The 11,593-nt window shown below is 35.0% G+C and carries 12 protein-coding genes and 1 rRNA gene; 6 read left to right on the plus strand and 7 right to left on the minus strand.

Annotated features, from left to right (window positions below; all coding sequences use genetic code 11):
• Positions 1–27: 27 nt before the first annotated feature.
• A complete protein-coding gene (gene rlmE, locus A9G08_RS05920) occupies positions 28–654 on the minus strand; it encodes a 23S rRNA (uridine(2552)-2'-O)-methyltransferase RlmE (protein WP_065562809.1) in 627 nt (208 codons plus the stop codon).
• 98 nt (positions 655–752) lie between these two features.
• Between rlmE and yhbY the strand changes: the two genes are divergently transcribed.
• Entirely contained in the window at positions 753–1,046 is a 294-nt protein-coding gene (gene yhbY, locus A9G08_RS05925) for a ribosome assembly RNA-binding protein YhbY (RefSeq protein ID WP_065562810.1), read from the plus strand.
• A 44-nt stretch (positions 1,047–1,090) separates the two neighbouring features.
• Here the strand turns inward: yhbY and greA are convergent, their stop codons facing one another.
• Positions 1,091–1,567 carry a transcription elongation factor GreA gene (gene greA, locus A9G08_RS05930; protein WP_065562811.1) on the minus strand — a complete coding sequence of 159 codons (477 nt, stop codon included), beginning with the start codon at positions 1,565–1,567 and terminating at the stop codon, positions 1,091–1,093.
• 228 nt (positions 1,568–1,795) lie between these two features.
• Here greA and A9G08_RS05935 point away from each other — a divergent pair, with 228 nt between their 5' ends.
• The 3 genes from A9G08_RS05935 to hslO are packed head-to-tail and all read left to right on the plus strand — an operon-like array spanning position 1,796 to position 4,711.
• A complete protein-coding gene (locus A9G08_RS05935; protein WP_141673936.1) occupies positions 1,796–3,394 on the plus strand; it encodes a hypothetical protein in 1,599 nt (532 codons plus the stop codon).
• 59 nt (positions 3,395–3,453) lie between these two features.
• Positions 3,454–3,846 carry a ribosome-associated heat shock protein Hsp15 gene (gene hslR / locus A9G08_RS05940; protein ID WP_065562813.1) on the plus strand — a complete coding sequence of 131 codons (393 nt, stop codon included), beginning with the start codon at positions 3,454–3,456 and terminating at the stop codon, positions 3,844–3,846.
• Position 3,847: 1 nt separating this feature from the next.
• Positions 3,848–4,711 carry an Hsp33 family molecular chaperone HslO gene (hslO, locus tag A9G08_RS05945; protein ID WP_218058424.1) on the plus strand — a complete coding sequence of 288 codons (864 nt, stop codon included), beginning with the start codon at positions 3,848–3,850 and terminating at the stop codon, positions 4,709–4,711.
• A 211-nt stretch (positions 4,712–4,922) separates the two neighbouring features.
• On the opposite strand, the gene tsaA is transcribed toward hslO, so the two are convergent.
• The 4 genes from tsaA to metN all read right to left on the minus strand — a co-directional run bounded on the left by tsaA (position 4,923) and on the right by metN (position 8,427).
• Positions 4,923–5,630 carry a tRNA (N6-threonylcarbamoyladenosine(37)-N6)-methyltransferase TrmO gene (tsaA, locus tag A9G08_RS05950; protein WP_065562815.1) on the minus strand — a complete coding sequence of 236 codons (708 nt, stop codon included), beginning with the start codon at positions 5,628–5,630 and terminating at the stop codon, positions 4,923–4,925.
• Between the two features lie 79 nt (positions 5,631–5,709).
• Positions 5,710–6,609: a methionine ABC transporter substrate-binding lipoprotein MetQ gene (gene metQ, locus A9G08_RS05955; protein WP_065562816.1), complete on the minus strand. Its 900-nt coding sequence runs from the start codon at positions 6,607–6,609 to the stop codon at positions 5,710–5,712.
• Between the two features lie 14 nt (positions 6,610–6,623).
• Positions 6,624–7,283 carry a methionine ABC transporter permease gene (locus A9G08_RS05960; protein WP_065562822.1) on the minus strand — a complete coding sequence of 220 codons (660 nt, stop codon included), beginning with the start codon at positions 7,281–7,283 and terminating at the stop codon, positions 6,624–6,626.
• 112 nt (positions 7,284–7,395) lie between these two features.
• Positions 7,396–8,427 carry a methionine ABC transporter ATP-binding protein MetN gene (metN, locus tag A9G08_RS05965; protein ID WP_065562817.1) on the minus strand — a complete coding sequence of 344 codons (1,032 nt, stop codon included), beginning with the start codon at positions 8,425–8,427 and terminating at the stop codon, positions 7,396–7,398.
• Positions 8,428–8,543: 116 nt separating this feature from the next.
• On the opposite strand from metN, the gene gmhB reads away from it, so the two are divergent.
• Positions 8,544–9,080 (plus strand): D-glycero-beta-D-manno-heptose 1,7-bisphosphate 7-phosphatase, encoded by a 537-nt coding sequence (gene gmhB / locus A9G08_RS05970; protein ID WP_065562818.1) that lies wholly within the window; start codon positions 8,544–8,546, stop codon positions 9,078–9,080.
• Between the two features lie 36 nt (positions 9,081–9,116).
• On the opposite strand, the gene A9G08_RS05975 is transcribed toward gmhB, so the two are convergent.
• On the minus strand, positions 9,117–9,836 hold the full coding sequence (locus A9G08_RS05975; RefSeq protein ID WP_065562819.1) for a DUF4184 family protein: 720 nt from the start codon (positions 9,834–9,836) through the stop codon (positions 9,117–9,119).
• A 503-nt stretch (positions 9,837–10,339) separates the two neighbouring features.
• Between A9G08_RS05975 and A9G08_RS05980 the strand changes: the two genes are divergently transcribed.
• Positions 10,340–11,593 (plus strand): 16S ribosomal RNA (locus tag A9G08_RS05980); the annotation flags it as partial.

Here is an 11,593-nt window from a genome sequence, read left to right on the forward strand (position 1 = left end):
TATGGTACTACAAAATTGTACGGCTGGCTACTTCATCCCCATTGCTACAATATATACTTCTCGAGATCGTGCGCGCGAAGCTTCAGGCTTTCGAATTTTGACTGTTTTAAACAGCGATCTAACTGTTTTTAGATATTCTTCAAAGCCTTCGCCCTGGAATACTTTTACAATAAAACTTCCATTAGGTGCAAGAACGTCTTTACACATATCTAATGCAAGTTCAACTAAATACATAGCTCTTGGTATATCAACTGCAGGCTGTCCACTCATATTCGGAGCCATATCTGACATAACAACTTGTACTTTCTCTTCACCAACGCGCTCAAGTAAGGTATTTAATACGGCTTCATCCCTAAAGTCACCTTGCAAGAAATCAACGCCAACTATTGGATCCATCGGTAATAAATCACAAGCAATAATTCGTCCCTTATTACCGATGAGTGATGCAACATATTGTGACCATCCGCCCGGTGCTGCCCCTAAATCCACGACAGTAATTCCTGGTTTGAATAGTTTGTCACTTTTTTGTATTTCTTCTAATTTAAACCATGCTCTAGAACGTAGGCCTTTTTTTTGTGCTTGTTGTACAAAGCGATCTTTAAAATGTTCATTTAGCCAACGAGTAGAACTTGCTGAGCGTTTTTTGTTACTCACAGCGAATAAATCCTTAGTGTATAGAGGTTACTTCAATTGATTACAAATATATATAAGGGTAGAATAGCAAAATTGCAACTTAATGTGATAAAAAATTAATGAATTTATCGAATAAACAAAAACAGTACTTAAAAAGTGAAGCTCATCATTTAAAACCGATAGTGATGATTGGTGCTAATGGATTTACCGAAGGCGTTCTTGCCGAAATCGAAAATGCACTAAATTTCCATGAGTTAATTAAAATTAAAATCGCTGCCGAAGATCGTGAAACGAAAAAATTAATTTGTGAAGCTATTATCCGCGAAACAAATGCATTACCCGTTCAACAAGTCGGATCTATTTTTACGGTATTTAGACCTAGCGAAGATAAGAAAATTACTTTACCCAAATAAAAAACAGGGCAATAGCCCTGTTTTTTTATTGCAGTTGAGTTTTATTAGATATACTCAACTTTAACAATGTCAAATTCTACATTACCGCCTGGTGTTTTGATTTGGACTGTATCACCATCTTCTTTACCAATAAGACCTCGAGCGATAGGTGAGTTAACCGAAATTAAATTTTGTTTATAATCTGCTTCATCATCGCCAACAATTCGATAAGTTGTTTCTTCATCGGTATCGATATTAATTACAGTCACTGTGGCACCAAAAATTATGCGTCCAGTATTTTTTACCTTGGTAATATCAATAATTTGTGCTTGAGATAATTTGCCTTCGATTTCTTGAATACGACCTTCACAAAAACCTTGTTGTTCTCTTGCTGCATGATATTCCGCGTTTTCTTTTAAATCTCCGTGCGCTCTGGCTTCTGCAATAGCAGCAGTAATTTGAGGTCTTTTTATATTTTTAAGTTCTTCAAGTTCTGCTCGTAATAATTCGGCTCCCCTTACTGTCATTGGGATCTGTTTCATCTCGATTTTTTCCTGTTTATATGGTCAATAAAAAAGAATTTTTCTCCCTAATCAAAGGATGAAGATTAATTCCGTGAATATGTTATTCTAAAGTCATAATTGGCTATATATTAACGTTAAAACTAGTTTAACAACAAATCATTTATATTAAAATCAAGTGCTATTTTACCCAAAATCAGGTATTGTTATATAAATTTTAATCCATTTTTATTACTATACTGCTTATTTATGAGACGGTTACGATCTTGTTTAATTTTGCTCTTTTCGATTATCTGGTTGTTAATTGTAGTTAGTTATTTTGCCTTGCAAACCAATTATGGAGCAAAAATACTGAGTCAACAATTATCAAAGCTTGGAACATACACTATTTCAATTGGTAAGATAAATCATTCATTAGCTAATTTTTATGAGTTAAGTATTGATAATTTATTGGTAATAAATGATAAGCAAGAAGTGACTAAAATTGGAAAGTTAACTATTGGTTTTGATAAGAAAAATTTATGGCAACTTCATCATTTTAATTATATTAATGTGATTGATGGTGAATTTAATGGTGTTGATATTACTAGTTTTTCGGCTAATGTATTAAAGTTTTATAATTCTACAATAAATTTTTCGTTTAATGATGAGCAAGATTCTCTTTCTTTAAAAGGCGTTGATGGCCGTATTAAACCTTTTGATTTAAGTAGTAAACAGCCATATCAATTTGATTTCACTTCACAAAAAGCATCATTTAATCAGATACCGATAAACAAAATATTGTTACAAGGATATTATCGTGATGGGGTTACAGCAATCACCAATTTAGGCGGTAATATGGATAATGGTTTTTTTGTTAGTAAATTAAAAGTATTAGCCGATGGTAGCTTAGATATAGCCCAATTAAGATTAAATAATATCCGTTTTCAACCAGATGATTATACTGAATTAAATAAGTATTTGCCTAAATTTCCAAAGTTTAGGTTAGAAGAACTTTTAATTTTAGACAGTAATATTCAATTACCTAATTTAATTATTGCTAAGGGAAATTTTGAAATAACCAATATTAGCTATGATAATCAGTGGAATCTGAATGAAACTTCCTTTATTTTTAATGCAGATAATGTGGTTTGGTTTGATCAAATATATTCTTCTTTATTGCTTCAATTGTCTTTTAAAGATAATGAAATAGATATCAAAAAAGCAGTTGCTCGATGGCATAACGGTGATGTTCATTTAGATGGTAGTTGGAAAAATAATTCATTACATTTGAATAAGTTATTGTTGACAGGCATCAGTTATGAATTATCTGATGAAGCAAAACAACCGTTATTACCAGATATATTTAATCGTGTTGACGTTGATCAGTTAATCATATTGCAAAGTATGTTAACCAGTATTAAATCTGATTATCCTTTTAACATTGCAAACTTTGATGTTTCGGGGAAAAATGTGAGCTTAGTTGAAGACAACAAATTTGGGTTATATTCGGGCTCACTATTTCTTAAAGCTAATAATGCTTCAGTTAATAAAGTAAGTATTAAATATCCTAGTGTGTCGGTAGATATTGATCCTCAGCATCGCACATTATTAAGTTTTAATGCATTAGTTAATGGCGGAATAATTGACTCAACTGCAATAATTAATCCTTTGCATTCTGAATTTGAATCATTCCACCTCATTAGCAAAGGTACCACAAGTGAGCTGCTTAATCGATGGAAGTTAATACAGAATCCTCCAGAGTCGTTAAATTATCGAGCTGATTTGCGTGGTAAGATAGCTCCATTTAGTTTATCTGGAATTTTTTCGACAGGTGGCAATGATTATTCAATTCATTCACAACATTGATTTTAATAAAACGATACTTATATTAGTTATAAATGTATTAAGTCTTAAACGAGGAAACAATGCATCTCGTCAGATTAGATAAATGGTTATGGGCCGCGCGGTTTTATAAAACGCGTTCCATTGCTCGTGAAATGATTGAAGGTGGAAAAGTTCATTATAATGGCCAACGAGCAAAGCCAAGCAAAATAGTTGAAGTTGGGGCGATGATAGTGCTTAGGCAAGGTAATGAGCAAAAGACAATTCGAGTTTTAGCCATTAATGAGCAGCGTAGAGCCGCAAGAGAAGCGGAATATCTTTACCAAGAAACCCCAGAGAGCATTGAAAAACGTGAAAATATTGCTCAGGCAAGAAAACTTAATGCATTAGCCATGCCGCATCCGGACCGACGACCTGATAAAAAAGAGCGGCGTACATTAATTAAATTTAAATATGAAAGACAACAAGGCAATTAATATGGATACTTTAAATCGGTTTTTATTTGATAATCATCCTGTTCGAGGGGAAATCACTCGACTTGAAAAAACATACCAATCTATTTTAGAAAACCATAATTATCCTATTCCAGTACAGAATTTATTAGGTGAATTATTAGTAGCCACCAGTTTATTAACCGCTACATTGAAATTCGATGGTGATATTGCTGTGCAATTACAGGGGGATGGGCCATTAACATTAGCAGTGGTAAATGGCAATAACCTACAAGAATTACGTGGTGTTGCGCGAGTAAATGGTGAAATTGCCGATAATGCTTCTCTTAAGGAGATGGTTGGCAACGGTTACATTGTAATTACCATAACGCCTAAAAAAGGCGAACGTTATCAAGGCATCGTTGGATTAGAAAAAGAAACGCTAATTGGCTGTATTGAAAATTATTTTATGCAGTCTGAACAACTGCCAACTCGTTTATTCGTTAAAACTGGAGTGCATAATAACACACCGATGGCTGCAGGGATTTTATTGCAAGTGTTACCTGCAAATGAAAATACTCAAGAGTCATTTGAGCTTCTAAGCACATTAACTGAAACCATCACTAGCCAAGAGTTGTTTCAACTTCCTACTGATGAAATTTTATATCGTCTTTATAATCAAGAAGAAGTTCGCTTATTTGAAACTCAACAAATTGTATTTAAATGTGGTTGTTCACGACAACGTTGTGAAGATAGTTTAATGACATTACCAGCCAAGGAAATTGATGAGATTCTTAATGAAGACGATGGCAAAATTGACATTCATTGTGATTATTGTGGAAAACATTATCTGTTTGATGCGATAGATATTGCTGAATTGAGAAATAAGAAAAATAACAATTATCATTGATGCAAATAAAAGGTGCCACTAAAATTATTAAAACTTTAGTGGCAAAGTGAAATATAGGGAATTAAACCCTCATTTAATTTAGCAGAATTAAGCTCTCTTACCAACCTATATTATCGGTATTATGTAATTCTTTTGTAAAGAATTTTTACAAAAAAAATATTTAATTACATATCTCATTGTTTTGTAAATTTATCGTTTAAATAAATTAACATTACCGTTCAATAATATGTATATTTTCAATAACGGCTAAGCAGCCTATCACCTTCCATTTAATATTAAAATGATATAGTGAGATTGCATAAGTTTGCTCATGGTTGTTTTTTTGTTTATAAGCTGGTCTTGGATCTTGAGATATTACTTGTTCAATTAATTCGGTTAGTTGTGGATAATCTTGTTGGGATTCAATAAATAATTTAGCGTTAGCTGAGAATGAAACTTCAAGTTTCTGTTCTGGAAGCATTTGAGCGTAACCCGCTTTTGCATCAGGATGGCTATCACAGTAAGGTAAGTAGGGTTTTATATCAATTATAGGTGTGCCATCTACGAGATCTAATCCCCCTAACTTTAAAATCACCTGATTTTTTTCAACAATGATATCTATTAATTCAACAACTGAAAGACCAATGTTATTAGGTCTATATGGAGATCTTGTTGCAAATACGCCTAAACTTTTGTTTCCTCCTAAACGAGGTGGACGTACCGTTAATCTCCTCTTGGTTGGCTCAATATGGTGGAAATGAAATAAAAGCCATAGATGAGAAAACTGTTCTAATCCTTTGACACTGATAGGATTGTTATATGGTGTAAGTAAATGTAGTTCACCTTGAGCAGCTTTGACCAGATTGGGTTGACGAGGCACTGCAAATTTTTCAACATAAGGTGACTGGATGATACCAATTGGTTCAAATTGATATGTCATTGTTGATTCTTTATTTAATTATTTTAATGATTTCCGTCGACGAATGCCGACGGAATATAATAAATTATAGCTTGCTAATTTACCAACCACGAATTGCGCCACCATTAAAAATTTGGTCAGCTTTTTGCGCTACTGCATCAGTTTGGTAAGCTTTAACAAAGTTTTTTACATTTTCATTATCTTTATCCGCTTCACGCGATACGATAATGTTAACATATGGAGACTCTTTATCTTCAACAAAAATACCATCTTTGCTTGGTGTTAAATTTGCTTGTCCAGCAAATGCATTGTTAATAATAGCAAGATCGACTTGCGAATCATCTAGCGAACGAGGTAGCATCGGAGCTTCTAGTTCGATAATTTTATATTCATATGGGTTACTTGTGATATCAAGTACAGTTGGCAATAAACCTTTTGTCTTATCAACAGTAATTAAACCTTCATGTTGTAATAAAAGTAATGCACGACCTAAATTTGTAGGATCATTAGGAATGGCAATTGTTGATTTAGCTGGAATAAAGAACGTTTCGCCTCGAGGTGAGTTTACTTTTACACCTTCCCCAGTTTCACTGTTATTCTCAATCGGTTTTAATTTGTGTGAGTAACTTGCAATAGGGTAAACAAATGAGTTACCAACAACAGTTAATTTATAACCTCTTTCTTTGATTTGTTCATCTAAATATGGTTTATGTTGAAAAGCGTTAATATCAATTAATCCATCATTTAATGCTTGATTTGGAGTAACGTAATCATTAAAAATTACAAGTTCAACATCAAGATTATAAAGGCTTTTAGCTTGTTGTTTGGCTACTTCTGCTACTTCTTGTTCAGGACCTGAAATTACACCAACTTTAATAGTACTTACTTTTGCTGGTTCTGCTGGTTTGTTATCAGTTACAGACGATTGTTTATTATCACAACCTGTTAAAAAAAATGCACTTACCAAAGTAGTGGCTAGTGCTAGCTGTTTAATTGACATAATTTTCTCCAAAATTAATGATGAGTAACATACCTTACAATCCTATTGCCAATAGCTTGGATTAGGAATACTAATATAACTAATAAAATAACAACTGTATTCATTATAGCGGGTTTGTAACTATTATAGCCATATTGAATAGCCAATTGCCCTAAGCCTCCAGCCCCAACAGCTCCACTGAGTGCAATATAGCCTGTTAATGTTATCAGTGTTATTGTCATGCTATTAATAATAATAGGTAGAGATTCGGGAATAAGAACTTTATATATAATCTGTAATGGTGTGGCTCCCATTGAACGAGCAGCTTCAATTAAACCTTTAGGAATATCCAGTAAAGCATTTTCAATCATTTTTGCAATTAAAGGTGCAACACCTACACTAAGCGGAACAATAACACCTTGTCTACCTAAAAAGGTGGCTTGGCCGGTTATAATGTCCATTACTTCTACTGTGAAAGGTTTTATCCATAAAATTAATATAATAAAAGGAATTGCTCGAAATATATTTGTGAGAAAAGAGAATGTAAAATTTACAATGTCATTTTCAAGTATGTTTCCTTTTCGGGTGACATACAACAATATACCTAATGGTAATCCAATTAACGTTCCATAAAAACCTGATAACAACACCATATAAATAGTATCATCGGTTGCTTGTGCCATTTTGAATAGCATTGCTTCACTAAAACCATTAAATGAAGAACAAAAGGTAACAAAATCTTCCCAGAAACCATGTTGAGCTAAATAGCGAAAAATCGATTCAAATGGTTTAAATGAAGGAATAAAATCAAACATAGCCTAAAACCTCAACTTTAGTATTATTTTTTTCTAGAAACGCAATTGCTGATGCAGTACTTTTCTGTTTTCCTTTCATTTCAGTTAACATCAAACCAAATTTAACGCCACCCGCATAATCCATCTGAGCGCTGATAATATTACTATCAACTTCGAATTCTTTAGCTATTTGAGACAGTAAAGGTAAATCTACCGATACACCAGAAAATTCCAAACGAACAAGTGGATTAAGTCCTTCTTTATGTACTGGTGTTAGTCTAGCTAAATAATCATCTGGAATAGTAAGGTGTAATGTTGATTGAATGAATTGCCTTGCAATATCTGTTTTAGCATGCGAAAACATTTCACCGACTGAAGATTGTTCAACTAATTCTCCGTTACTAATAACTGCTACTTGGTCGCAAATCTGTTTAACAACATCCATTTCATGAGTGATTAATAAAATGGTTAAACCTAGTTTTTGGTTGATATCTTTTAATAATGCTAAAATAGAACGTGTTGTTTCAGGGTCAAGGGCACTGGTTGCTTCATCACATAATAATACTTTAGGATCACTTGCTAACGCTCTAGCAATAGCGACGCGTTGTTTTTGTCCACCCGATAAATTAGCTGGATAGACATCAGCCTTTTCACTTAAACCTACAAGTTCAATAAGCTCATTTACTTTTTGCTTGATTACCTTTTTAGGTGTTTTATTTAGTTCAAGTGGAAAAGCAATGTTATCGAATACAGTTCTAGATGATAACAAATTAAAATGCTGAAAAATCATGCTAATCTTTCGGCGTACTTCAATTAATTTTCGATTAGATAAATGGGTGATATCTTGGTTGTCAAAAAATATTTTTCCACTGGTTGGTTTTTCTAATAGATTGACACAACGTATTAATGTGCTTTTACCTGCGCCTGACTTGCCAATAACACCATAAATTTTACCTTGAGGAACATTTAATGAAATGTCCTTTAAAGCATGGATAGTGGTTTTATTGTGCTCAAAATTTTTTGAGATGTGTTCAAGTTTTATCATGATATATACTAATAAAAAGGAATGGATAAATATTAAGACGTCTAGACATCTATGTCAATCGATAATATCCTATATAAAGCTAGATAGACACCTCTATAAAAGGAAGATGATTAAACATGAAGCCTGCTATATTTTTAGATCGAGATGGTACAATTAATATAGATTACAATTATGTACACACTATTGATAAATTCCACTTTATTGATGGTGTAATTGATGCAATGCGAGAACTCAAAGAAATGGGTTTTTTACTTGTTATTACAACTAACCAATCTGGTATTGCGAGAAACATATTTACTGACGAGCAATTCAATACCTTAACAGAATGGATGGATTGGTCATTACAAGACCGAGGTGTTGACATTGATGGTGTTTATTATTGCCCACATGATCCTCTGGTTGATGACTGTGAATGCCGAAAACCAAATCCCGGTATGATACAAACAGCAGCGAAAGAGTTAAAAATTGATATTGCCAACTCTTATATGGTCGGTGACCGAGTGTCTGATTTATTGTCGGGAAAAAAGGCCGGAGTTAAAAAAACGGTTTTGGTGAAAACCGGTGATGCCATTACTGAAGAAGCATTAGCGCAAGCTGATTGGGTAATTGACAGTTTGGCGGATTTACCCAATAAAATAAAAGCAGAGTCATAATTTTCTAAAAATACTATTGTTATACGGCATTTAAAATTAATGCCGTATAATTTTCACGATAAGAGGTGATAATATTAACCCTAAAAATAGTGCATTAATAAAGTTCACCACACTTTGACCAAAGGTATGAATAGTACTGGCGAAAAAAAGAGAAAAACAACTTAAAAAAATCAAAAACACTGTCCCCCAATATAGAAAGCTAATTTTATTTGTCTTATCAACCAAGATCGGTAATCTGAAAATAAAGAGACATATTAAACTAAATCCTATCAAAGTACTTCCATGTTGGAGTAATTGGTAGATAGGAATATTAGTATTTTTTAATGAAATTGTCTGTTGTAAAAAAGATAGGTGTTGTACAAAAAAGCCCGTTAAGTGGGTAAAACTATCCCAAACTAAATGAGATAGTGCGCCAATTAATGCAGAAGTTATGACAATAAACCAGTGATGGTAGCAATATTCACGCCAATTAAAATTTAGATAATGAGCAAACCGTTTATAAAGAAAATGGGGCAAATTCTTGATCAATTCATTACGAATAATAAAGTGAAAGATAAAAGCAACCATTAATGTTATTGGTAGATCAAAATAAAAGATACCCAATAAAGTATGGCTCATATCACTTTTTATTTTCATTCTAAGAAAATATTCAAAGTCAGGTGACATACTACCTATAATTAAGGTTGTCATGGAAAAAAATTTAGGCTTTTTGTAAAAAGGTAAAACAATTGCTGGATGTGCAAAAGTGAAAGGCATAAAAAATCCACTTAAAAAGTTAGACTGAAATAGAAAAAAGCAATTATATAATCAATAGTAAATTAAAGAAAGTTTGTAAAATTTGTATAGAATTAGTTTATTTTCACAGCGTCATGTGTAAAAAAAACACAAACGGAAATAAATTTGCAATAATCGCTTGCATGATTTTTCTAAGGCTCTATAATGCGCATCCACTGACACGGCGTCAGCGAAAGCAGACGATAATGAAGTTGGTGAACAAGATCAAATTTTTTAAAAAAAGATCTTGACGAATAAAAAGGTGTAGCGTAGTATACGCAGCCCTTGAGACAGCAAACTGAAGTAAGAAATTGTGAAGTTAACTTAAAGCTGTCAGCTCTTTAAAAAGAAGAAACAGACAATCTGTGTGGGCACTTGCGAGACAAAAAATTAAAAGTCTACGGACTCAAAAAATTAAGTCTTGATAAGTGACACTGAAGATTCATTTGAATTATGTCAGAGACAGTTATTGAGCATCAAACTTTAAATTGAAGAGTTTGATCATGGCTCAGATTGAACGCTGGCGGCAGGCTTAACACATGCAAGTCGAACGGTAACATGAGTGCTTGCACTTGATGACGAGTGGCGGACGGGTGAGTAAAGTATGGGGATCTGCCGAATGGAGGGGGACAACAGTTGGAAACGACTGCTAATACCGCATAAAGTTGAGAGACCAAAGCATGGGACCTTAGGGCCATGCGCCATTTGATGAACCCATATGGGATTAGCTAGTTGGTGAGGTAAAGGCTTACCAAGGCGACGATCTCTAGCTGGTCTGAGAGGATGACCAGCCACACTGGAACTGAGACACGGTCCAGACTCCTACGGGAGGCAGCAGTGGGGAATATTGCACAATGGGGGAAACCCTGATGCAGCCATGCCGCGTGTATGAAGAAGGCCTTCGGGTTGTAAAGTACTTTCGGTAATGAGGAAGGTGGTGTATCTAATAGGTGCATCAATTGACGTTAATTACAGAAGAAGCACCGGCTAACTCCGTGCCAGCAGCCGCGGTAATACGGAGGGTGCGAGCGTTAATCGGAATGACTGGGCGTAAAGGGCATGTAGGCGGATAATTAAGTTAGGTGTGAAAGCCCTGGGCTCAACCTAGGAATTGCACTTAAAACTGGTTAACTAGAGTATTGTAGAGGAAGGTAGAATTCCACGTGTAGCGGTGAAATGCGTAGAGATGTGGAGGAATACCGGTGGCGAAGGCGGCCTTCTGGACAGATACTGACGCTGAGATGCGAAAGCGTGGGGAGCAAACAGGATTAGATACCCTGGTAGTCCACGCTGTAAACGATGTCGATTTGGAGTTTGTTGCCCTGAGTGATGGGCTCCGAAGCTAACGCGATAAATCGACCGCCTGGGGAGTACGGCCGCAAGGTTAAAACTCAAATGAATTGACGGGGGCCCGCACAAGCGGTGGAGCATGTGGTTTAATTCGATGCAACGCGAAGAACCTTACCTGGTCTTGACATCCACAGAATCTTGCAGAGATGCGAGAGTGCCTTCGGGAACTGTGAGACAGGTGCTGCATGGCTGTCGTCAGCTCGTGTTGTGAAATGTTGGGTTAAGTCCCGCAACGAGCGCAACCCTTATCCTTTGTTGCCAGCGATTCGGTCGGGAACTCAAAGGAGACTGCCGTTGATAAAGCGGAGGAAGGTGGGGACGACGTCAAGTCATCATGGCCCTTACGACCAGGGCTACACACGTGCTACAATGGCGTATACAAAGGGAGG

The organism is Gilliamella sp. wkB195, from assembly GCF_001690445.1.
Taxonomy (GTDB): domain Bacteria; phylum Pseudomonadota; class Gammaproteobacteria; order Enterobacterales; family Orbaceae; genus Gilliamella; species Gilliamella apicola_E.